The organism is Klebsiella sp. 2-CIP_Kleb. (genome assembly GCF_050378715.1).
Classification (GTDB): domain Bacteria; phylum Pseudomonadota; class Gammaproteobacteria; order Enterobacterales; family Enterobacteriaceae; genus Klebsiella; species Klebsiella quasipneumoniae.
Genome location: NZ_JBNRLG010000002.1, coordinates 248455 through 271627, shown reverse-complemented (window position 1 = coordinate 271627; position 23173 = coordinate 248455). Strand labels below are relative to the sequence as shown.

Annotated in this window: 21 protein-coding genes and 1 other annotated feature; of the genes, 8 read left to right on the top strand and 13 right to left on the bottom strand. The window is 58.7% G+C overall.

Annotated elements, in window-relative coordinates; genetic code table 11:
• Positions 1-11: 11 nt before the first annotated feature.
• Positions 12-866, top strand: a complete 855-nt coding sequence (locus ACQUTP_RS09270) for a co-chaperone YbbN (RefSeq protein WP_004204720.1) — start codon at positions 12-14, stop codon at positions 864-866.
• Between the two features lie 107 nt (positions 867-973).
• On the opposite strand, the gene fetB is transcribed toward ACQUTP_RS09270, so the two are convergent.
• Together fetB and fetA are read right to left on the bottom strand one after the other, a co-directional pair.
• Positions 974-1756: an iron efflux ABC transporter permease subunit FetB gene (fetB, locus tag ACQUTP_RS09265; protein ID WP_004204721.1), complete on the bottom strand. Its 783-nt coding sequence runs from the start codon at positions 1754-1756 to the stop codon at positions 974-976.
• Entirely contained in the window at positions 1743-2420 is a 678-nt protein-coding gene (gene fetA, locus ACQUTP_RS09260) for an iron efflux ABC transporter ATP-binding subunit FetA (protein WP_285755597.1), read from the bottom strand. The genes fetB and fetA overlap by 14 nt, the downstream gene beginning before the upstream one ends.
• Before the next feature lie 140 nt (positions 2421-2560).
• On the opposite strand from fetA, the gene ACQUTP_RS09255 reads away from it, so the two are divergent.
• Both ACQUTP_RS09255 and ACQUTP_RS09250 read left to right on the top strand, forming a co-directional pair.
• Entirely contained in the window at positions 2561-3478 is a 918-nt protein-coding gene (locus ACQUTP_RS09255; RefSeq protein WP_004204723.1) for an SPFH domain-containing protein, read from the top strand.
• On the top strand, positions 3475-3933 hold the full coding sequence (locus ACQUTP_RS09250; RefSeq protein WP_017898886.1) for an NfeD family protein: 459 nt from the start codon (positions 3475-3477) through the stop codon (positions 3931-3933). Before ACQUTP_RS09255 ends, ACQUTP_RS09250 begins: the two co-directional genes overlap by 4 nt.
• An 8-nt stretch (positions 3934-3941) precedes the next feature.
• On the opposite strand, the gene cueR is transcribed toward ACQUTP_RS09250, so the two are convergent.
• Positions 3942-4340: a Cu(I)-responsive transcriptional regulator gene (gene cueR / locus ACQUTP_RS09245; RefSeq protein WP_285755595.1), complete on the bottom strand. Its 399-nt coding sequence runs from the start codon at positions 4338-4340 to the stop codon at positions 3942-3944.
• A gap of 106 nt (positions 4341-4446) precedes the next feature.
• Between cueR and copA the strand changes: the two genes are divergently transcribed.
• From copA to ybaK, 3 genes are all read left to right on the top strand, one after another.
• Positions 4447-6948 (top strand): copper-exporting P-type ATPase CopA, encoded by a 2502-nt coding sequence (gene copA / locus ACQUTP_RS09240; protein ID WP_428902407.1) that lies wholly within the window; start codon positions 4447-4449, stop codon positions 6946-6948.
• A 131-nt stretch (positions 6949-7079) separates the two neighbouring features.
• Positions 7080-7874, top strand: coding sequence for a TraB/GumN family protein (locus ACQUTP_RS09235; RefSeq protein WP_023319864.1), 795 nt, complete (start codon positions 7080-7082; stop codon positions 7872-7874).
• Positions 7875-8075: 201 nt separating this feature from the next.
• Positions 8076-8555, top strand: coding sequence for a Cys-tRNA(Pro)/Cys-tRNA(Cys) deacylase YbaK (gene ybaK, locus ACQUTP_RS09230; RefSeq protein ID WP_048294272.1), 480 nt, complete (start codon positions 8076-8078; stop codon positions 8553-8555).
• 105 nt (positions 8556-8660) lie between these two features.
• On the opposite strand, the gene ushA is transcribed toward ybaK, so the two are convergent.
• Entirely contained in the window at positions 8661-10313 is a 1653-nt protein-coding gene (gene ushA, locus ACQUTP_RS09225; RefSeq protein WP_004204729.1) for a bifunctional UDP-sugar hydrolase/5'-nucleotidase UshA, read from the bottom strand.
• Between the two features lie 268 nt (positions 10314-10581).
• Here ushA and ACQUTP_RS09220 point away from each other — a divergent pair, with 268 nt between their 5' ends.
• A complete protein-coding gene (locus tag ACQUTP_RS09220; RefSeq protein ID WP_004204731.1) occupies positions 10582-11802 on the top strand; it encodes an MFS transporter in 1221 nt (406 codons plus the stop codon).
• A gap of 225 nt (positions 11803-12027) precedes the next feature.
• Positions 12028-13704, top strand: coding sequence for a YbaL family putative K(+) efflux transporter (gene ybaL, locus ACQUTP_RS09215; protein ID WP_004204732.1), 1677 nt, complete (start codon positions 12028-12030; stop codon positions 13702-13704).
• Between the two features lie 34 nt (positions 13705-13738).
• Here ybaL and ACQUTP_RS09210 read toward each other — a convergent pair whose 3' ends face one another.
• The 9 genes from ACQUTP_RS09210 to ACQUTP_RS09170 all read right to left on the bottom strand — a co-directional run bounded on the left by ACQUTP_RS09210 (position 13739) and on the right by ACQUTP_RS09170 (position 23125).
• Complete coding sequence (locus ACQUTP_RS09210) at positions 13739-15043, bottom strand: inosine/guanosine kinase (RefSeq protein WP_114506121.1); 1305 nt, start codon at positions 15041-15043, stop codon at positions 13739-13741.
• A gap of 63 nt (positions 15044-15106) precedes the next feature.
• Entirely contained in the window at positions 15107-16069 is a 963-nt protein-coding gene (gene hemH / locus ACQUTP_RS09205; RefSeq protein ID WP_017898889.1) for a ferrochelatase, read from the bottom strand.
• 128 nt (positions 16070-16197) lie between these two features.
• Positions 16198-16842 (bottom strand): adenylate kinase, encoded by a 645-nt coding sequence (adk, locus tag ACQUTP_RS09200; protein WP_002892184.1) that lies wholly within the window; start codon positions 16840-16842, stop codon positions 16198-16200.
• A gap of 222 nt (positions 16843-17064) precedes the next feature.
• Positions 17065-18939, bottom strand: a complete 1875-nt coding sequence (gene htpG / locus ACQUTP_RS09195) for a molecular chaperone HtpG (RefSeq protein WP_048294271.1) — start codon at positions 18937-18939, stop codon at positions 17065-17067.
• Positions 18940-19050: 111 nt separating this feature from the next.
• Positions 19051-19656 carry a recombination mediator RecR gene (gene recR / locus ACQUTP_RS09190; RefSeq protein WP_002892177.1) on the bottom strand — a complete coding sequence of 202 codons (606 nt, stop codon included), beginning with the start codon at positions 19654-19656 and terminating at the stop codon, positions 19051-19053.
• Positions 19656-19988, bottom strand: a complete 333-nt coding sequence (locus tag ACQUTP_RS09185; protein ID WP_071556581.1) for a YbaB/EbfC family nucleoid-associated protein — start codon at positions 19986-19988, stop codon at positions 19656-19658. The genes recR and ACQUTP_RS09185 overlap by 1 nt, the downstream gene beginning before the upstream one ends.
• 57 nt (positions 19989-20045) lie before the next feature.
• Positions 20046-21953: a DNA polymerase III subunit gamma/tau gene (dnaX, locus tag ACQUTP_RS09180; protein WP_049117061.1), complete on the bottom strand. Its 1908-nt coding sequence runs from the start codon at positions 21951-21953 to the stop codon at positions 20046-20048.
• Positions 20649-20713, bottom strand: a sequence feature (DnaX frameshifting element). It overlaps the preceding gene by 65 nt.
• A 92-nt stretch (positions 21954-22045) precedes the next feature.
• Positions 22046-22597, bottom strand: a complete 552-nt coding sequence (gene apt / locus ACQUTP_RS09175; RefSeq protein WP_004204738.1) for an adenine phosphoribosyltransferase — start codon at positions 22595-22597, stop codon at positions 22046-22048.
• Positions 22598-22747: 150 nt separating this feature from the next.
• Positions 22748-23125, bottom strand: coding sequence for a DUF454 family protein (locus ACQUTP_RS09170; protein ID WP_004204740.1), 378 nt, complete (start codon positions 23123-23125; stop codon positions 22748-22750).
• Positions 23126-23173 lie beyond the last annotated feature (48 nt).

Genomic DNA, 23173 nt, shown 5'->3' with positions numbered 1-23173 from the left:
GAGAAATGCCCATGTCCGAACAGAATATTGTCAACATTAGCGAAGCGAACCTGCAGCAGACGCTACAGCAGTCCATGAACGTCCCGGTGCTGTTTTACTTCTGGTCTGCCCGCAGCCAGCACTGCGAACAGCTGACCCCGGTTCTTGAGCGCCTGGCCGCTCAATACAACGGCCAGTTTACGCTGGCAAAGGTCGATTGCGACGCCGAGCAAATGCTCGCTTCACAGTTTGGTCTGCGCGCCATCCCTACGGTTTATCTGTTCCAGAACGGCCAACCAGTGGACGGTTTTGAAGGCCCGCAGCCGGAAGAAGCGATCCGCGCCCTGCTGGATAAAGTCCTGCCCCGCGAAGAGGAGCTGAAAGCGCAGCAGGCCCTGGCCCTGATGCAGGAAGAAAAATACGCCGATGCCCTGCCGCTGCTGAAGGAGGCCTGGCAGCTGTCGAATCAGGACAGCCAGATTGGCCTGCTGTTGGCGGAAACGCTGATTGCTCTGCACCGTTCCGATGAAGCGGAAAATGTACTGAAGACTATTCCGCTGCAGGATCAGGATACCCACTATCAGGGTCTGGTGGCGCAGATTGAGCTGCTCAAACAGGCCGCCGACACGCCGGAAATCCAGCAGCTGCAGCAGCAGGTGGAACAGAATCCGGAGGACGCGCAGCTGGCCTCCCAGCTGGCGCTACAGCTGCATCAGGTCGGGCGTAACGAAGAAGCGCTGGCGCTGCTGTTCAGCCATCTGCAGAAGGATTTAGGCGCTGGCGACGGCCAGGCGCGCAAGATGCTGCAGGAGATCCTCGCCGCCCTCGGTACCGGCGATGCGCTGGCCGCCAAATACCGCCGTCAGCTCTATTCGCTGCTGTACTAATCCGTTGCCAGCCCCGGATAGCGCTGCGCTTATCCGGGCTACGCGAACGATGCGGAACCTAGCCTTAGTCGCCCGGGTGAGGCGTGAACGCCGCAACCCGGGATCGTTCACGGGCGCTTTTTCAGCTGCGTCACCACCAGCTGATGGCGGGCGTTGAAGAACTTCCGGTAGGTCAGATAGCCGGCGATAATCGTCGACAGGCTGGCGGTCGACAGCAGCATAAAGGTCACCATGATCTGGTACTTAATCGCCTTTACCGGGTCAATACCGGCAAAAATTAGCCCCGACATCATCCCTGGCAAGCTCACCAGCCCCACCGTTTTCGCTGAATCGACGGTGGGTATCAATGACGCGCGAATGCTGTCGCGGATCAGCCGCGCCGAGGCCATTTTCGGCGTCGCGCCGAGGCTCAGCTTCTCCTGAATCTGCTGCTGCTCGCTGCTGAAGCGCTGGCCCATATTGTTGTAGCACAGCCCCACCGCCACCATGGCGTTCCCGGCCACCATCCCGGCAATCGGGATCACCTGCATCGGCACGAAGGCTATCGAGCCAGAGAACACCAGCACCGCCAGCGTCAGCCCGGCGCCGGTGGTGATGGCGATAAATGACGAGACAAACGCCTTATCGATATACTTGCTGCGCTTTTTGGCATTCCACGCCGCGTTAAAGCAGATAAACAGCACCATCAACAGCGTCAGAACCGCATGGTTGACGTTAAAGATATATTTCAGCACATAGCCGACGATAATCAGCTGCACGATCGCCCGGCAGATGCTCCAGAGAATATCTTTTTCCAGCGCCAGCTTTTCCCGATAGCTCACCAGAATAGCGATCAGCACCAGCACCATCGACAGCGCCAGCGATTCGTTCGTAATGTTATGCCCGTTCATGCTGTGCCTCCTGCATGTTTCTGCCGGCAGGCTGCAAGGTAATCACTTCATCGGCATGCGAAATTTCGTTGCGATCGTGGGTGACCCACAGAACAGCGACCTGCTTTTCCGTCGCATAGCCATGAATAATGTCATTCACATTCTGTTTATTACTGTCATCCAGCGCGCTGGTAATTTCGTCCAGCAGCAGCACGCGCGGCAGAAATTGTAAATTGCGGATCAGCGAGACGCGCTGCTTTTCCCCGCCGGATAGTTCATTAATCGATTTTTCCAGCATATTTTCGCCAAGACCAAAGCGCTGCAGGTCGGCCACCAGCGCCTGCGGATCCGGTTGTTTATTGCGGATCTGCCACGGAAAAATCAGGTTATCGTAAACCGAATCCCCGAACAGCGCCGGCGTCTGCGCACAGTAAGAGACCTGCTGGCGATACCTTTCCGGCGACAGCGTCGCGACATCGGCATTGTCGAAAAACAGGCGTCCGGAGGTCGGACTGAGCAGCGAGGCGATAATTTTCAGCAAGGTGCTTTTCCCGCAGCCGGAAGGCCCGGTAATCAACTTAAATTCCCCGGGTCTGAGCTCAAGATTGATATTGTGTAAAATAACTGCGTCGTCGGTCTTAAATCCCACACCCTCGAGACGCAAAAGCGCGTTATTTTCCTTCATGAGGCTTCCTGATTATTTTCTGAAACACCGCTAGTTTACCGCACTTTCCTTTCTCCCGGTGGTGGAGAAAGATATACTCAGTTTAAACACGCGCTATTTCTTTGTAGCGCTTCACCAGGCAACAAGACAGGAGGTTTTTGATGCTGATTTTTATTCCTATCCTTATTTTCGTCGCGCTGGTCATTGTGGCCGCGGCGGTGAAAATCGTCCCGCAGGGCTACCAGTGGACGGTGGAGCGCTTCGGGCGTTTTACCCAGACGCTGCAGCCGGGATTAAGCTTAGTCGTGCCGTTTATGGACCGCATCGGCCGCAAAGTGAACATGATGGAGCAGGTGCTCGACATCCCCTCACAGGAGGTTATCTCCAGAGATAACGCCAACGTCACCATCGACGCCGTTTGCTTTATTCAGGTGGTTGACGCGCCAAAGGCCGCCTACGAGGTCAGCAATCTTGAGCAGGCGATCGTCAATCTGACGATGACCAACATTCGTACCGTGCTCGGCTCGATGGAGCTGGACGAAATGCTCTCCCAGCGCGACAGCATTAACACCCGCCTGCTGCATATCGTTGACGACGCCACCAACCCGTGGGGGGTGAAAATCACCCGCGTCGAAATTCGCGACGTTCGCCCACCGGCGGAGCTTATCGCCTCGATGAACGCCCAGATGAAAGCCGAACGTACCAAACGCGCCTATATCCTTGAGGCCGAAGGGGTGCGTCAGGCGGAAATTCTGAAAGCGGAAGGGGAAAAGCAGTCGCAGATCCTCAAGGCGGAGGGCGAGCGGCAGTCCGCCTTCCTGCAGGCGGAGGCCCGCGAGCGTTCCGCTGAAGCGGAAGCCCGCGCCACCCAGATGGTCTCCTCAGCGATCGCCTCAGGCGATATTCAGGCGATCAACTACTTCGTGGCGCAGAAGTACACCGATGCGCTGCAGCAGATTGGCGCCGCCAACAACAGTAAAGTGGTGCTGATGCCGCTGGATGCCAGCAGCCTGATGGGATCGATCGCCGGGATCAGCGAGCTGATCAAAGAAGGCGCTGGCGATCGGAAAAAATCATGATCGACATGATCCTCGCCCACCCTCATCTGTTCTGGCTAAGCCTCGGCGGGCTGCTGCTGGCGGCCGAGATGCTGGGCGGCAGCGGATACCTGCTGTGGAGCGGCGTCGCCGGCGTGGTGACCGGCGCCCTGACCTGGCTCCTGCCGCTGAGCTGGGAATGGCAAGGCACGCTGTTTGCCGTCCTCACTCTGCTGGCGGCGTGGCTGTGGTCGAAGTGGCTGCGCAAGCGCGTCAAACTGCAGCGTCCTGCCGATGCTCAACTCAACCAGCGCGGGCAGCAGCTGATAGGCCGCCGTCTGACGCTGGATGCCCCGCTGGTAAACGGCCGCGGCCACGTGCGCGTGGGCGACAGCTCATGGCCGGTGATGGCTGACGAGGACCTCGCCCCAGGCAGTCAAGTCGAAGTGGTCGCCGTGGAAGGGATTACGCTACGGATCAGACCCGTCGTTCGTTAAGCCTGCGCCTAGCGATGACAGCAGCCGGAAAGATTATCGATAATCGGGCATTCCGCGCTGTCGTCGCCGGGACAGGATTCGGCCAGCGCCAGCAGGTGCGCGCGCATATTTTGCAGCTCGCGGATATGGTTCTCGATATCCGCCACTTTCTCCAGCGTGCGTTTTTTCACATCGGCGCTGTGCCGTGACGGGTCGTTGAATAGCGCCACCAGCTCGCGGCACTCTTCCAGATTAAACCCCACCTGCCGCGCCTGGCGCAGCAGCGTCAGCTCATCGAGATGCTGCTGACGGTAGGTGCGGTAGCCGTTTTCGCTGCGCAACGGCGGCGTCACCAGCCCCTTTTCTTCGTAAAAACGAATCGCTTTGCTGGTTAAGCCGGTTTTTTTCGCCACATCGCTGATATTCATTTTTTCTCCTTGACCTTCCCCTTGCTGGAAGGTTTAACCTTCTTAATACTCGATGAAAGAGTGGTTCTGGTCAATCGTTGACCGGAAAATTATTCAGGAGTTATTTATGTCTAACACTATCGACCTGACGCTGGATGGCCTCTCCTGCGGCCACTGCGTCAAACGCGTGAAAGAGAGTCTGGAGCAGCGTCCTGACGTTGAGCAAGCGGAAGTCACCCTCACTGAAGCCCATGTGACGGGCAGCGCCAGCGCTCAAGCGCTGATTGAAACCGTTAAACAAGCCGGATACGGCGCGGAGCTCAGCCACCCAAAGGCTAAACCGCTGGCAGAATCATCAATCCCGTCGGAAGCACTGACAGCGGCCACTCCTGAGCTTCCGGCAGCCCATGACGAAGATGACAGTCAACAGCTGCTGATCAACGGCATGAGCTGCGCCAGCTGCGTCTCCCGGGTACAGAACGCGCTTGCCGCGGTTCCGGGCGTCTCACAGGCGCGGGTTAACCTGGCGGAACGCACGGCGCTGGTGATGGGCAGTGCGTCCGCCGCAGAATTAGTGCAGGCGGTGGAGAAAGCGGGCTACGGCGCGGAGGCGATCGAGGACGATCTGGAACGCCGCGAACGTCAGCAGGAAACCGCCATCGCCACCATGAAACGTTTTCGCTGGCAGGCGATTGTCGCCCTGCTGGTCGGCGTGCCGGTGATGGTCTGGGGCATGATCGGCGATAACATGATGGTCAGTGACGACAACCGTTCGCTGTGGCTGGTCATCGGCCTTGTCACCCTTACGGTGATGGTCTTCGCCGGCGGGCACTTCTACCGCAGTGCGTGGAAAAGCCTGAAAAACGGCACCGCCACCATGGATACGCTGGTGGCGCTCGGTACCGGCGTCGCCTGGCTGTACTCGATGAGCGTCAACCTGTGGCCACAGTGGTTCCCGATGGAAGCCCGCCATCTCTATTACGAAGCCAGCGCAATGATTATCGGTCTGATTAACCTCGGCCATATGCTGGAGGCCCGCGCCCGCCAGCGCTCCTCAAAAGCGCTGGAAAAACTGCTCGACCTGACGCCGCCTTCAGCCCGCGTGGTGACCCCTGAGGGAGAAAAGGATCTGCCGCTCGCTGAAGTTCAGGCCGGCATGACGCTGCGCCTGACCACTGGCGATCGCGTTCCGGTTGACGGTGTGATAAGCCAGGGCGAAGCCTGGTTTGATGAAGCGATGCTCACCGGCGAACCGGTACCACAGCAAAAAGGCGATGGCGATGCCATTCACGCCGGCACCGTGGTGCAGGACGGCAGCGTGCTGTTCACCGCCAGCGCCGTCGGCAGCCAGACCACGCTGGCACGTATTATCCGCATGGTGCGCCAGGCGCAGAGCAGCAAGCCGGAGATCGGCCAGCTGGCGGATAAAATCTCCGCGGTGTTTGTCCCGGCGGTGGTCGCCATTGCGCTGATTAGCGCGGCGATCTGGTACTTCTTCGGCCCGGCGCCGCAGATCGTCTATACCCTGGTGATCGCCACCACGGTGCTGATTATCGCCTGTCCGTGCGCCTTAGGGCTGGCGACGCCAATGTCGATCATTTCCGGCGTTGGCCGGGCGGCGGAATACGGCGTACTGGTGCGCGACGCCGATGCTCTGCAGCGCGCCAGTGAACTCGACACCCTGGTGTTCGATAAAACCGGCACCCTGACCGAAGGCAAGCCGCAGGTGTTGGTGGTGAAAACTTTCACTGGCGTTGATGAGATTACCGCGCTGCGTCTTGCCGCCGCGCTCGAGCAGGGCTCAAGCCATCCGCTGGCGCGAGCGATCCTCGATAAAGCCGGAGACAGCCCGTTGCCGGAAGTGAGCGGCTTCCGCACCCTGCGCGGCCTTGGTGTCAGCGGTGAGGCGGAAGGTCATCGCCTGCTGCTCGGCAACCAGGCGCTGCTCAACGAGCAGCATATCGCCACCAGCGATATAGAAAGCGAGATGATGGCGCAGGCCTCGCGCGGCGCTACGCCGGTGCTGCTGGCGGTGGATGGTCAGGCGGCCGCGCTGTTCGCCATCCGTGACCCACTGCGCGAAGACAGCGTCGACGCCCTGGCGCGCCTGCATCGTCAGGGCTACCGCCTGGTGATGCTCACCGGGGATAACCCCACTACCGCGAATGCCATCGCCAAAGAAGCCGGCATTGATGAAGTGATTGCCGGCGTGCTGCCGGACGGTAAAGCCGACGCCATTAAGCGTCTGCAGAGCCAGGGGCACAAAGTGGCGATGGTTGGCGATGGGATTAACGATGCCCCGGCGCTGGCGCAGGCGGATGTCGGGATCGCCATGGGCGGCGGCAGCGATGTCGCTATTGAAACCGCGGCGATCACCCTGATGCGCCATAGCCTTCACGGCGTGGCCGATGCGCTGGCGATTTCGAAGGCGACCTTACGCAATATGAAGCAGAACCTGCTGGGGGCCTTTGTCTACAACTCGCTGGGTATCCCGATTGCCGCCGGGATCCTCTGGCCGCTGACCGGCACGCTGCTCAATCCGGTGGTCGCCGGCGCGGCGATGGCGCTGTCGTCAATCACCGTGGTGAGTAACGCTAACCGCCTGTTGCGCTTTAAACCAAAAGAGTAAACGCTGTTGCAGGAAAGCGGACGCTGACAGGATCGGCGCCCGCTTTTTTTCCGGGACAAGAAAAGCCCGCCGGAAGGGTGACGTGTATCACCATATGCGCTAGCATGAATGCCTCACACTTCGGAGCGCGTATGGGCCTGTTAAACCGGATAAAAATGCTGTGGCGAGCCGCCGTCGGCTCGTCTTATTCCTGGCCTGCGATGGATATCGTCCTGCCCGGCGAACGTTATCTGCACCTCGTCGGCAGCATCCATATGGGCACCCGCGACATGGCGCCGCCGCCAGCGAAACTGCTGAAAAAAATACGCCAGGCCGATGCGTTAATCGTCGAGGCCGATATCAGCGGCAATGAAACCCCGTTTAGCAATCTCCCCGCTTATCCGCCGCTGGCGGAGCGCCTGAGCGACGCGCAGCTGAGCGAGCTACAAGCGCGAGCCGGCGAGCTGGGCCTGTCGGTCGAGCTGTTCGACAGCCAGCCGCTGTGGCAGGTGGCGATGGTTCTGCAGGCCACCCAGGCGCAGAAGCTGGGGCTGCGGCCGGATTACGGTATCGATTATCAGTTGCTGATGGCCGCCCGCGAGAGCAACATAGCGGTGATGGAGCTGGAAGGCGCCGACAGCCAGATCGCGCTGCTGCGCGACCTGCCCGATGGCGGAATGGCGCTGCTGGAAGATACGCTGACCCACTGGCGCACCAACGCCCGTTTACTGCAGGTCATGATCGGCTGGTGGCTGGAGCAACCGCCGTCGCGCGGTGCGGTATCGCTGCCGACGACCTTCAGCCAGTCTTTATATGATGTGCTGATGCATCAGCGCAATCTCGCCTGGCGCGAGACGCTGCTGGCCTTGCCGCCGGGGCGCTACGTGGTCGCCGTCGGCGCGCTGCATCTGTATGGCGAAGGGAATCTGCCGGATATGCTGACATAAAAAAATGGCCAATATTGCTATTGGCCCGTCAAAGAGGAATTTCATCATTATTATTATCCCGGGATTTGTATCCCGGATCGTCTGATTGTCGCTCAAAGTGACCATCACTGCCAACACTATTGCGCAAGATGGTACTATTTTTTAGACAACCTGCGGGCGTATTCTGACGTCACGCAAAACCGGTTGGTAAGAAGGATAGCTATGACTCCCGCCGTTAAATTACTCGAAAAAAACAAAATTCCCTTTCAGATCCACAGTTACGATCACGATCCCAATGAGACCAACTTCGGTGATGAAGTGGTGCGCAAGCTCGGCCTCAATGCCGATCAGGTTTACAAGACCCTGCTGGTCGCCGTTAATGGCGATATGAAGCATCTGGCGGTCGCCGTCACCCCGGTCGCCGGGCAACTGGATTTGAAGAAAGTGGCGAAAGCGCTGGGCGCCAAGAAAGTCGACATGGCCGACCCGATGGTGGCGCAGCGTATCACCGGCTATCTGGTGGGCGGTATCAGTCCGCTGGGGCAGAAGAAGCGCCTGCCGACGGTGATTGACTCCCCGGCGCAGGAATTTGCCACTATCTATATTTCCGGCGGCAAACGCGGGCTGGATATTGAGCTGGCGGCCAGCGATCTGGCGCAGCTTCTGGATGCGAAGTTCGCCGATATCGCCCGCCGCGATTGATAACACTATCCCGGATAGCGGCGCACGCGCCTTATCCGGGCTCCCCAACTCATAGCCACGGTAAGCGTAGCGCCACCGTGGAAATAGCTCACCCGAAACCCAGGCTTACTGCCAGCTCACCTCGCCTTTCGGCTCATAGGCGGCGGCATCCAGCGGCGAGTTCTTCTCGATATACTCTTTTAGCACTTCGGCATCGATAAAGCCGGTATTCACATACCCGGGTTTATCGGCGATGTTCGGGTAACCATCGCCGCCGGTGGCGTTAAAGCTCAGCGTCGCCATCCGATAGGTCTTCGACGGATCCACCGGTTCGCCTTTGATTTTCAGATCGTTCAACTTGCCGTCTTTGGCCACAAAGCTGACGTTGGCAAACTGCGGATAGGCGCCGGAATCCGGCTTCATCTGCGCGACGGCGGTCAGGTAATCCACCACCTCCTTGCCGCTCATATCGACATAGGTCAGCACATTGCCAAACGGCTGGACCTTCATCACATCCTTGTAGGTGATATCGCCCGCCTCAATGGAGTCGCGGATCCCGCCGCCGCTCATCACCGCGAAATCCGCATTACTGCGCGCCATCTGCGCCGCCAGCAGCAGGTGGCCCATATTGGTCTGCACGAAACGCACTTTACTGCGATCGCCCTCCAGATGACCATTCACGCTGCCGATCTTGACCTGCAGTTGCGCCTTACCTTTGTTCTGGAACGGCGTCAGCAGCGACATCATCTGCGGGTTCTCCGCGATCTGCGGCGTATACAGCACCCGCTCGCTTTGGCCGTTATCGTAAGTCACTTTTTTCTTCAGGTTGACCGGGATCAGCTGATAGTGCACCAGCTTCATCTCGCCGTTGCGGAACTCAAAATCGGCGCGGCCGACGTATTTGCCCCACTCATGCGCCTGGACGATCCAGATGCCGTTCTGACGATCCGGGGCGCACGGCGTCCCTGGCACATAGTCGACCTGCTTTTTATTTTCCGACGCCATGCACACCGGATCCTGCGAGTGACCGCCGACGATCATCGCCAGCGAGCCCGCGGGTAAACTCCGCGCCATCTCGACATCCCCCGGCGCGTTAGAGCCGTGGTTGCCGTTGTCATAGTGGCCCATATGGGTGGTGGCCAGGATCACGTCCGGCTTTTCATTCTGCTGCAGCTCCTGGATCACCAGCTTCGCCTCTTCCGCCGGTTTGCGGAATTCGATATCGGTGAAATATTCTGGATTGCCAATCTTGGCCGTATCGTCAGTGGTTAAGCCAATCACCGCGATTTTTAACCCGCCGCGCTTAAACAGCGCCCAGGGTTTGAACAGCCGTTCGCCGGTGCTTTTCTGATAAATATTGGCCGACAGGAACGGGAACTTCGCCCACTTTTCCTGCTGGCGCAGCACGCTCAGCGGATTATCAAACTCGTGGTTCCCCACCGCCATCGCGTCGTAGCCGATCAGGTTCATGCCGCGAAAATCGGGCTCTGCATCCTGTAAATCAGACTCCGGCACCCCGGTATTGATATCCCCGCCGGACAGCAGCAGAACGCTACCGCCTTCAGCCGCAACCTCTTTACGAATACCGTCCACCAGCGTTTTCTGCGCCGCGAGGCCATATTCGCCGTAGTCATTGCGCCAGAAATGGCCGTGGTGATCGTTGGTGTGCAGGATGGTAATTTTATAGGTTTTATCCTGCTCATAGGCCTGCGCGGACAGGCTGCCCAGCGATAACGCGGCGAATAACGCCAGCGCCACGCTGTGTTTTAAACAATGCATGCTTCACTCCCTGACTTAATCCCAAGTGCCGAAAGTATAGCGAGTTAGTCGCATTGACAAATATGTTTTCAGAATTGCGACTTCCTTCAAACCTTGTCAGCAGGTATGTTAGTTGGATAATAATTCCACCTGCATCCTCTATACGCCTTCGCGTTGTATGGCAGTGCGTTAGCCCGTTCGTCATATTTCCCATGCAGTAGCCGGGAAAATCAGGGCAGTCGCATGGCGTACAAATAACGAAAGCTATATAAAAAAGTGACGTGAACCTATGGCAATCAATCAGACCGCTCAACCCGTGTCCGGCCCCGCTGCGCCGCCGCAAAAAGCGCGCACCTCGTTTGGCATCTTAGGCGCGATCAGCCTGTCCCATTTGCTTAACGATATGATCCAGTCGCTCATTCTCGCGATCTACCCGCTGCTGCAGGCCGAGTTCTCCCTTACCTTTGTGCAGATCGGGATGATCACCCTCACCTTCCAGCTCACCTCATCGCTGTTCCAGCCGGTGATTGGCTATATTACCGATAAACGATCGATGCCGTGGTCGCTGCCGGTGGGCATGTGCTTTACCCTCTGCGGTTTGATCCTCCTGGCGCTGGCCGGTAGCTTCGGTATGGTGCTGCTGGCCGCCGCGCTGGTGGGTACCGGCTCCTCGGTTTTCCATCCGGAATCGTCCCGCGTGGCGCGGATGGCCTCCGGCGGCCGTCACGGCCTGGCCCAGTCGCTGTTCCAGGTCGGCGGCAACTTCGGCAGTTCGCTTGGTCCACTGCTGGCGGCGGTGATCATCGCCCCGTATGGTAAAGGCAACGTCGCCTGGTTCGTACTGGCCGCCCTGCTGGCTATCGTCGTGCTGTCGCAAATCAGCCGCTGGTACGCCGCACAGCACCGGATGAATAAGGGCAAACCGAAGCCGGCGATCGTCAATCCGCTGCCGCGCAATAAGGTGATTCTGGCGGTAGGTATTCTGCTGATGCTGATTTTCTCGAAATATTTCTATATGGCGAGCATCAGCAGCTATTACACGTTTTATCTGATGCATAAGTTCGGCTTATCGGTGCAAAATGCCCAGCTGCATCTGTTTGCCTTCCTGTTCGCGGTGGCCGCCGGGACGGTGATTGGCGGGCCCGTTGGCGATAAGATTGGGCGAAAATATGTTATTTGGGGCTCTATCCTCGGTGTGGCGCCCTTCACCCTTGTTTTACCCTACGCCAGCCTTGAATGGACCGGGATTTTAACGGTGATCATTGGTTTTATCCTCGCCTCGGCCTTCTCCGCTATCCTGGTCTATGCCCAGGAGCTGCTGCCGGGACGTATCGGTATGGTTTCTGGTCTGTTTTTCGGCTTCGCCTTTGGCATGGGCGGCCTTGGCGCCGCGGTGCTGGGCCTGCTGGCGGACCATACCAGTATCGACCTGGTGTATAAAATCTGCGCCTTCCTGCCGCTGCTGGGATTCCTGACGATATTTCTTCCTGATAACCGGCAAAAAGCCTGATTATCCGGCGGCCAAAGTGTAACGCTGGCCGCCGTACCCCCTTGCGCCATCGGCCTGATGCGCGCATTCCTCCCTCGATTTTCCCTTCTGTGCCTTTTCATCCCCTAATTGCATTTTTTTGCACAATTCAAGAATTATTCATAAACAAAGTGAACGTTTTTGTCATAAACTATTACGCGGACAGGGTAGCAAAATGGACCGATTCACCACTGGAAAGGAGACGGAATGCACCACGCAACACCGCTAATCACCACCATTGTCGGCGGCCTCGTGCTCGCCTTTATTCTCGGCATGATTGCCAATAAGCTACGTATTTCTCCTCTGGTGGGATATCTCTTAGCGGGCGTGCTGGCCGGACCTTTCACCCCTGGCTTTGTTGCTGACACCAAACTGGCTCCGGAACTGGCGGAACTCGGCGTGATCCTGCTGATGTTCGGCGTCGGGCTGCATTTTTCCCTCAAGGATCTGATGGCGGTAAAGTCGATCGCCATTCCCGGGGCCATCGCCCAGATAGCTGTGGCGACGCTGTTGGGTATGGCGCTCTCCGCCGCCCTTGGCTGGTCGCTGATGACCGGCATCGTCTTTGGCCTGTGTCTCTCTACCGCCAGTACCGTGGTGCTGCTGCGCGCCCTGGAGGAACGACAGCTGATTGACAGTCAGCGCGGGCAGATCGCCATCGGCTGGCTTATTGTGGAAGACCTGGTGATGGTCCTGACGCTGGTCCTGCTGCCGGCAGTGGCCGGTATGGCGGAGAAAGGCAACGTCGGCTTCGCTTCCCTCGCCCTCGACCTCGGGATCACCATTGGCAAAGTGGTGGCCTTTATCGCCATCATGATGCTGGTCGGCCGTCGGCTGGTGCCGTGGATCATGTCGCGCAGCGCGGCCACCGGCTCGCGCGAGCTGTTCACCCTGTCGGTGCTGGCCCTGGCGCTGGGCATCGCCTTCGGCGCCGTGGAGCTGTTTGATGTCTCCTTCGCCCTCGGCGCCTTCTTTGCCGGCATGGTGCTTAATGAATCCGAGCTGAGCCACCGCGCCGCCCATGACACCCTGCCGCTGCGCGACGCCTTCGCGGTGCTGTTCTTTGTCTCCGTCGGCATGCTGTTTGACCCAATGGTGCTGGTCCAGCAGCCGCTGGCGGTGCTGGCGACGCTGGCGATCATTATCTTTGGTAAATCCGCAGCCGCCTTTTTCCTCGTGCGTATGTTTGGCCACTCGCCGCGTACCGCACTGACGATTGCCGCCAGCCTGGCGCAGATTGGTGAATTTGCCTTTATTCTCGCCGGCCTGGGGATGGCGCTTAACCTGCTGCCGCAGGCCGGGCAAAACCTGGTGCTGGCCGGGGCGATCATCTCGATTATGCTCAACCCGGTGCTGTTTACCCTGCTGGAGAAATATCTCGATAAAACCGAAACCCTCGACGAGCAGACCCTGGAAGAGGTGCTGGAAGACGAGAAGCAGGTGCCGGTCGATATTTGCAACCACGCGCTGCTGGTCGGCTTCGGCCGCGTCGGCAGCCTGCTGGGCGAGAAGCTGATGGCCCAGGGGATCCCACTGGTGGTGGTTGAAACCTCGCGTACCCGCGTGGATGAGCTACGCGAGCGCGGGATCAGCGCGGTGCTGGGCAATGCCGCCAATGAAGAGATCATGGAGCTGGCGCATCTCGACTGCGCTCGCTGGCTGCTGCTGACCATTCCCAACGGCTACGAGGCCGGCGAGATTGTCGCCTCCGCACGGGAAAAATGTCCGAATATCGAGATTATCGCCCGCGCCCATTATGATGATGAAGTGGATTACATTATCGACCGTGGGGCCAATCAGGTGGTGATGGGCGAGCGGGAAATTGCCCGCGCCATGCTGCAGCTTCTGGAAACGCCACCCGCCGGTGAAGTGGTCACTGGCTGATGTACAGCCCTCTCCCGTCGGGAGAGGGACTCGCTTATCGATCCCAGTACGCCTCTTCCAGGCTGTCCTCACGTTCCGGCAGGCCGCGGGTTAAACGCGGCGAGTGCTGGTTCAGCACCTGATAGCTCACGCGGTTGGCATACTTACACACCTGCGCCAGCGAGGAGTAGGTCAGCCATTTGCATTTGTGTTTGCTGGAGTTGGGTACGTTATTGCGATGGTAGTTATTGGCGGTGATGTCATGCAGCAGCGCCGCCAGCGCGCCGTCGCCTGCGCCGTTGGTGTTCATGATCTTCTCCGGGCCGCCCATATACGGCGCGATGTGCGAATAAATACGCAGCGGATTGACGCAGTCCTGGTGACGCATCGCGCGACTGAATTCAAACTGGTTAAATTCCGGGATCGCCCCCGGCAGCAGCGGATGCTGGGTTTTACGCTTCGCCTCTTCTTCGGTGAAGCCCGCCATATATAGCCCCGCCGGTCCGGCGGTGCACAGCACCAGGTCGACCCAGTCCAGCGCTTTGTCCGCCGCCGACAGCGGATCGGCAAAACCGGTCAGCGCTTCCCCTTCCTCTTCATTCATCGCCAGAATCGAGACATGATCCTGCAGGAACTGCTGCCACCACGCCGGGTTATCGGCAATCACGTATTTGGTACCAAGAGTTAACACCACCGGCACATCATGCTTTTTGGCATACTCGATGGCTTTCATCGTCGCGTCCGGCATCGGCTCGCCCGGCTTGCAGCGTACCAGGTAGGAGGTCAGCACCAGCGCCGAGGCGCCAGCGATCACCGCTTCCGGAATGCTTTCCGGGCGCAGCTTGTTCATATGACCCGGGCTAATGGCGAAGGTGCGCTCGCCGCTATCGCTGATCAGGGTGAAGCAGCGGCCAATGGCGCCGTCAACGCCCTGCAGATAGTTCAGATCGGTACGGCTGGAGGTATTGCACAGGTAGCGATAGGCATAGCCGCCGATTTCGATATTACTGCACATGACGCCAAGCAGCACCGAGCGATCGTCCGCCAGCACCGAGTAGTTGTGCATGGTATTGCCGATCGTGCCGCCGGCAAACTGATGAGTAATAAGATTATTGCGCACCAGCTCCTGGTACAGCGACTCGGCGACATCATCTTCAATCACCAGAGAGTGGCCCGCGCTCAGGCCGTAGCGCACGATAAACGCCTCATCCACTTTCGCTTCGATATCCACCAGCGTCTGGTCGATACCCACCACCCAGGAGACGCTGGATTCATTCTCCGGCTGAATTTGCTGTAGCAGCGGGTCGCGGGCGTTAACGGGAAAATAGTGTTTGGATTTGCGTTTACCGGGAAATTTCATAGTGGCGCTTAAATAACAGGGAACAAGCGGGAAATAGTAGCATATTCCCCGCCCTGCGCGCGATCAGCGATAAGGCGCGGTCAGGTTGACCATCATCTCAATATGCGCGGCGTCCGCGTTAAGCGCCGGAATGTATTCATATTGCTTGCCACCCGCTTCGAGGAAGATTTCCCGGTTCTGGACGGCGATCTCTTCCAGCGTTTCGAGACAGTCGGCGGCAAAGCCCGGGCACAGCACCTGAATATGCTTCGTCCCTTTCTCGCCGAGCATCTTCAGCGTCTCATCGGTGTACGGCGTCAGCCAGGGTTCCCGGCCAAAGCGCGACTGGAAGGTCATCATCACCCGCTCCGGTGGCAGCCCCAGCGCGGAGACCAGTTCCCGCGTGGTATCACGACAGCGCTGAGGATAATCATCTCCCTGGTTGGCATAGCGCTGCGGGATCCCATGATAGGAAAGCAGCAGCAGATCCGGTTCCCCATGAACGGCAAACGAGGCGCGCACGCTGGCCGCCAGAGCATGGATATAGTCCGGGTGCCCGGCGTAATCGCGAATAAACGAGATACCGGGAATGGCGCGTTTTTTCGCGAGGATCCGCGCCAGCTCATCCCAGACGGCAGCCACCGTCGAGCAGGAATATTGCGGATACAGCGGCAGCACCACGATGTGCCCCACCCCTTGCGCCAATAAATCATCCACCGCGCTGGCCAGCGACGGCGTTCCATAGCTCATGCCCAGCGCCACCGGGGTATCCGGCAGTCTGGCGGCCAGCGCCTGCTGCTGGCGACGGCTGTATACCATCAGCGGCGACCCCTCTTCCATCCAGACGGACTGATAGAGTTTAGCCACGCGGGGAGAGCGAATCGGCAGTATGACGCCGCGCAGCAGCGGCCACCATAGCAGACGAGACGTATCCACCACCCGTTTGTCGCTGAGGAATTGTCGCAGATAACGCTTCACCGCACCGGGGGTGGGCGCATCGGGAGTGCCTAAATTGGCCAGCAAGATACCTGTTTTCGTCTGATGCATTACCGCCTCTTAACCATTTGAATCGCAGCCAATTGTAGCTGAAATGGCGCTAAACGGAACCAATCATAGCAAAAGGTAGGAATGAGAGGAGTTCTCATCCTGCCGCAGCAGGATGAGAAAAGGCTTTATCAGCCGAGGATTTTTTCCAGTTCGGCGCGCACGTCAGCCACCGCTTTGGTGCCGTCGACTTTGGCGTATTTGGTGTTGCCCGCCTGCGCTTCTTTGGTGTAGTAGCCGATCAGCGGCGCCGTCATCTGATGATATTCCACCAGACGCTTACGCACGGTCTCTTCCTGGTCGTCTTTACGGGTGGTCAGCTCTTCGCCGGTCACGTCGTCTTTGCCTTCCACCTTCGGCGGATTGAATTTGATGTGGTATACGCGACCGGATGCCGCGTGAACGCGACGGCCAACGATACGGTCGACAATCAGTTCGTCCGGCACGTCGAATTCCAGCACGTAATCAACGGTAATGCCCGCTTCTTTCATGGCGTCAGCCTGCGGAATAGTGCGCGGGAAACCGTCCAGCAGGAAGCCGTTACGGCAATCTTCCTGGGCGATACGCTCTTTAACCAGCGCGATAACCAGCTCATCGGTCACCAGCTTACCGGCGTCCATGATGTCTTTCGCCTGCTTACCGAGCTCAGAGCCGGATTTTACCGCAGCGCGCAGCATATCGCCGGTGGAGATTTGCGGAATACCGTATTTCTCCATGATGAACTGAGCCTGAGTTCCTTTACCCGCGCCCGGAGCGCCAAGCAGAATAATACGCATTACGAAAATCCCCTCAAAAGTCGATTCAATTTTTCAAAAACGCTAAACCATACCACCAGAACGGCGATGGCTCAAGGAAGGCGGTGCGGCTGAAACGGTTAATGGTGAGATATTTTATGCAATCCAATGTGAAATGCCCCGTCTGAGCAAATCGCTCAGACGGGGCATTTATCCCGTTCCCGGCGTCGCGTCGCTCGGCCGGGCTACTCGTTCAGGTTCGCGTCAGGAAGCCAGCAGCTGGTTCATACGGCGGATAAACTGGTTCGGATCTTCCAGCGTGCCGCGCTCGGCCAGCAGCGCCTGATCCAGCAGCAGTTCCACCCATTCGCCGAACTGCGCGTCATCCTGGGTATCGGCTGCGCGTTTCACCAGCTGATGCGCCGGGTTCAGTTCGAAGATGTATTTCACTTCCGGCGCCGCCTGGCCCGCAGCCGCGAAAAGCTTCGCCATCTGGGTGCTCATCTCGTCGGCATCGGTGGTGACAATCGCCGGGGTATCGGTCAGACGATGGGTCAGACGCACCTCTTTGACCCGGTCGCCAAGCAGGTTTTTCACACGCTCAACGAACGGCTCCAGCGCTTTTTCGGCTTCTTTGGTGGACTCGTCCACTTCATCCGCCAGCTTGTCCAGCGACTCGTCGGCTTTAGCGACAGACTGGAACGCTTTACCGTCGAACTCGGTCAGGTAGCTCATCATCCACTCGTCGATGCGATCGGAGAGCAGCAGCACTTCGATCCCTTTCTTACGCAGCAGCTCGAGGTGCGGGCTGCTCTTCGCCGCCGCATAGCTGTCGGCAGTGATGTAGTAGATCTTCTCCTGACCATCTTTCATGCGCGAGACGTACTCTTCCAGCGACACGGTCTGCGCGGAGGAGTCAGTATGGGTGGTCGCGAAGCGCAGCAGTTTGGCGATCGCCTCCTGGTTGCTCGGATCTTCCGCCGGCCCCTCTTTCAGCACCAGGCCGAACTGTTTCCAGAAGGTCTGATATTTTTCGGCGTCGTCTTTCGCCAGCTTATCCAGCATCTGCAGCGCGCGTTTGGTCAGCGCGGTGCGCAGGTTGCGGGTCACGCTGCTGTCCTGCAGAATTTCACGGGAGACGTTCAGCGGCAGATCGTTGGAGTCTATCAGGCCGCGTACGAAACGCAGGTAGTTCGGCATAAACTGCTCGGCGTCGTCCATGATGAACACACGCTGAACGTACAGTTTCAGGCCGTGTTTATGATCGCGGTTCCACATATCCCACGGCGCCTGCGACGGGATATACAGCAGGCTGGTGTACTCCTGCTTACCTTCCACGCGGTTGTGGCTCCAGGTCAGCGGGTCGCTGTAGTCATGGGCAATGTGCTTGTAGAATTCTTTGTATTCGTCGTCGTTAACTTCAGACTTGCTGCGAGTCCACAGGGCCTGCGCCTTGTTGATTTTTTCCCAACTGATAACGGTTTCGCCGTCTTTCTCTTCCCGTTTTTCAATCTCAACCGGCAGCGCGATATGGTCGGAATACTTGCTGATGATGGAGCGCACGCGCCAGTCGTTGAGGAAATCGTCCTCACCTTCGCGCAGATGCAGGGTGATTTCGGTCCCGCGATCGGCTTTGGTGATGTCGGCCACGGTATATTCCCCTTCGCCGGCGGATTCCCAGAACACGCCGTTCTCAGGTTTATCGCCTGCCGCACGGGTACGGACGGTCACTTTATCCGCCACGATGAAGGCCGAATAGAAGCCGACACCGAACTGGCCAATCAGCTGGCTATCTTTTGCCTGGTCGGAACCCATCGATTCGAGGAACGCTTTGGTGCCGGATTTGGCGATGGTGCCGAGATGGTCGATAACCTCTTCCCGGTTCATACCGATACCGTTATCGGCAATGGTCAGGGTACGGTTGTCTTTATCAAACGAAACCCGCACGCGCAGCTCGCCGTCTCCCTCATACAAATCCGGCTGCGACAGCGCGCGGAAACGCAGCTTATCGGCCGCATCAGAGGCGTTGGAAATCAGCTCACGCAGAAAGATTTCTTTGTTGGAATAGAGGGAATGGATCATCAGGTGCAGAAGCTGTTTTACTTCTGACTGAAAACCACGAGTTTCTTGTCCTTTCATCTGATTCAACCTCAACAATGCCATTTTAAATGGGTAAAAAACCGTTGAGTGGGAGATGGGGACAGCGGGGAAATTTTTCAAGCGGAGGCGGCGATAGCCGCCTCCATTTGTTCAGAAAGTAATCTTGTGGCGACCGGCCAGCGAGTGGGACAGCGTGGTGCCGTCGACCATCTCCAGCTCGCCGCCCACCGGCACGCCGTGGGCGATTCGGCTGGCGTCGACGCCATACTGCGCGCACAGCTCCGCGATATAGTTGGCTGTCGCCTCGCCCTCAACGGTCGGGTTGGTGGCAAGGATCACCTCGGTGATCGACTCCGCCTCCAGCCGTTGCTCCAGGCGATCGAGCCCGATGTCATCAGGCCCGATGCCGTCGAGCGGCGACAGGTGCCCCATCAGCACGAAGTAGCGGCCGGAATACTGCCCGGTCTGCTCAATGGCGTAGATGTCCGCCGGACTCTCCACCACGCAGATCTGGCCGTTTTCCTGGCGACGCGGGTTGCTGCAGATATTGCACACCTCCTGCTCGGTGAAGGTGCGGCAATCGGCACAGTGGCCGATCTCCGACATCGCGCGCGTCAGCGCCTGCGCCAGACGCATCCCGCCGCTGCGATCGCGCTGCAGCAGGGTAAACGCCATGCGCTGCGCCGACTTCGGGCCGACGCCCGGCAGACAGCGCAGTGCTTCCATAAGCTGAGTTAACAGCGGGCTGGTTTGCATCAGAACGGCATCTTGAAGCCTGGCGGCAGCTGCATACCGGCAGAGACGGAAGCCATCTTCTCTTTCTGAGTCTCTTCGATACGGCGCGCAGCGTCGTTGAACGCGGCAGCCACCAGATCTTCCAGCATATCTTTGTCATCTTCCAGCAGGCTTGGGTCGATCTCCACGCGGCGGCAGTTGTGCGCGCCGTTAATGGTCACTTTCACCAGACCCGCGCCGGATTCGCCGGTCACTTCCAGCTGAGCGATCTCTTCCTGCATCTTCTGCATTTTTTCTTGCATCTGCTGGGCCTGCTTCATCAGGTTACCCAGGCCGCCTTTTCCACCAAACATAGGCTTCTCTCTCAGTCAGTCATCATTAAAGGTACTGACTGCAAGTCAAACTTGCAGTCAAATGGGGCGAATACTCTCTTCATCCAGATCGGCGTCAAAGAAACGACGCAGGGTCTGAATGTTATTATCCGCAATAATCGCTTCGCGCGCCTGCGCGAGCTTCTCTTCATAAATAGCCTGCCGCCACTCCAGCGGCGTGCGCATCGCGGGATTATCGTCTTCCACGATGGTCAATTCAACGGGCGTACCGTACAACACCCCCAGCGCTTCAGCCAGCTTTTGCTGTGCGCCGGCGGAATTGAGGTGGCGCTGGCTGGAGCGCAGATGCAGACAGACGCGATTGCCCTCCTGCTCTTTCCACGCGTTGAGCGCTACCTGCTCGACCAGCTTCGGTACTGCCAACTGGCTCACTTCCGCCGCCCAGCTGTCGCGCTCGACCGCTTCAACGGCAAGCTTGGCCGCCAGCTCAGGCGTTTTTTCATGCTCCAGCGCTTTTTTCAGCGCTTTAGGCGTGGCGACTTCGACTTTGGTCTCTTCAACCACCGTCGTCGCCTTCCAGCGATAAGCCTCTTTCTTCGCCGGGGCCTGCTCCAGCGCCGCCGCGGCCGGACGAGCCTGGACGCGCTCGGTAATCGAACTCAGTCGCTCCAGCGCAGCGTTATTCACCGGCCGCGCGCGGGAAGCGGCTGCCGGTTCACTCTTTTTTGGGGTGGTTGCTCCCTGGCTGCGCTGCAGGTGGCTGCGGGCCGCCAGCACCTGGCTGGTGGTCGGCGGCAAACTCTGCGGCGGCTGTGGCGGCGGCGCTGCGGGGGAAACCGGCTGGCGCGGCGCGGGCGCGGCGGCCTGCGCCGGCTGCACCTCGGGCTCCGGCAGCGGCTTACGCGGATGAAACGCCAGGGCGCGCAGCAGCGTCATTTCGACGCCCATCCGCCGGTCCGGGGCATAGGGTAGCTCTTTGCGGCCAATCAGCAGCGTTTGGTAGTAGAGCTGAACGTCGCCCGGCGGTACGGTGCGCGCCAGTTCGCGCATGCGCACTTCGACCGCGGCCATGTCGGTGCCCAGCGCCGAAGGGGACAGCTGAACCATGGCGATGCGGTGCAGCAGGCTCTGCATCTCCACCAGCAGCGCCTCCCATTCAACGCCGCGCGCGGCGGCGTCATTGACGCCCGCCATGACTCGCTCGCCATCGGCGGCGACCAGGGCTTCAATCAACGACAGTGCCTGATCGTCATCGAGGGTGCCGAGCATGGTGCTCACCGACGCCGCCGTCAGTTGCCCTTCTCCACTGGCAATAGCCTGATCGGTCAGGCTTAAGGCATCGCGCAGGCTGCCGTCGGCGGCGCGCGACAACAGCTGCAGCGCGCGGGGCTCGAAGGCAATCTGCTCTTCGCCAAGAATATGCTCCAGCTGATGGCGGATCTGTTCAACGTCCAGCGCCTTCAGGTGGAACTGCAGGCAGCGGGATAAGATCGTCACCGGCAGCTTCTGCGGATCCGTCGTCGCCAGCAGGAATTTGACGTGCGCCGGCGGCTCCTCCAGCGTCTTTAATAACGCATTGAAGCTGTGGCGCGACAGCATATGAACTTCGTCGATGAGATAGACCTTGAAGCGGCCCCGGGCCGGCGCGTACTGGACGTTATCCAGCAGGTCGCGGGTATCTTCGACTTTGGTGCGTGAGGCGGCGTCAATCTCAATCAGATCGACAAAGCGCCCCTGTTCAATTTCCCGGCAGTTATCGCACACGCCGCAGGGGGTGGCGGTGATGCCGGTTTCACAGTTTAACCCTTTCGCCAGCAGGCGGGCGATGGAGGTCTTACCGACTCCGCGGGTACCGGAAAAGAGATAAGCGTGATGAATGCGCCCTAACGACAAGCCGTTCGCCAGTGCGGTCAGCACATGTTCCTGGCCGACGACGTCAGCAAAGGTTTGTGGGCGCCATTTACGGGCTAAGACCTGATAACTCATGGGCTGGCTCTGAAACGCTGGAAGGTGAAATCACGAAGGGGTCATGCTATCACAGCCCCGCCCGATCGGCGAGGCTATGTGGAGGGATTTGCTTAGTGGCCCGGGAACGGCACCAGACTGAAGCAGTGGATCCCCAGCTTCTCCAGGCGCTGTTCGCCGCCCAGATCGAAGAGATTGATAATGAAAGCGGCATCCTGCACTTCGCCGCCGAGACGGCGGATCAGTTTGACCGTCGCGTCGATGGTTCCGCCGGTCGCCAGCAGATCGTCCACCACCAGCACTTTGTCGCCCGGTTTGATGGCGTCAACGTGGATCTCCAGCTGATCGGTGCCGTACTCCAGCTCATAGCTCTCAGCGATGGTTTCACGCGGCAACTTACGCGGCTTGCGTACCGGAACAAAGCCCACGCCTAGCGCCAGCGCAACCGGTGCGCCGAAAAGGAAGCCACGCGCCTCAGTCCCTACCACTTTGGTAATTCCCGCGTCTTTGTAGCGCTCGGTCAGCAGTTCAATGCTGAGCGCGTAAGCTTTCGGGTCTTCCAGTAAACTGGTGACATCGCGGAAAAGAATGCCCGGTTTTGGATAATCCTCGATACTCTGGATGCTGTTCTTCAGATATTCAAGCTGCTGTGCAGTTGCGGTCATAAGTGTATGCCTGATTGAAACGGTGTTACCCACGGGCGTGCAAAAGGGGCCAAAGAAACATTTGTTTAACCTTTGACCAGGCTTACCCGCGCTCGAAAACGCCAGAATTTACTGGCTGTCAGCAACAATTGCAACAGGCATTATTGCGCATCAGTGCTTTTGTTGCTTTGCGTCAACCACCGGAATGCGCCACATAAAGATCAGCAGACAGGCCAGAATGACCAACAGCATGATGCGCACCCACGTAAGCTTAACCAGCCACAGCGAAATAGCAAAAGTCGCCACGATCATGGCAATGGCGCGCGGTTTGGCGCCGCGAGGCATGGCGCGGTACTGTTGCCAGTGGCGAAGATAGCCGCCGAACCATGAGCGATACAGCAGCCACTGGTGAAAGCGCGGCGATGAGCGGGCAAAGCACCAGGCAGCGAGCAGAATAAACGGCGTCGTCGGCAGCAACGGTAAGAAGACGCCCAGCGTACCCAGCGCTACCGCCAGCCAGCCGATAATGGTTAAAATAACAGGTGGCATAATGCGAATCGTTATCAAACAGATACGGCTACTGTAGCACAGTTGGCT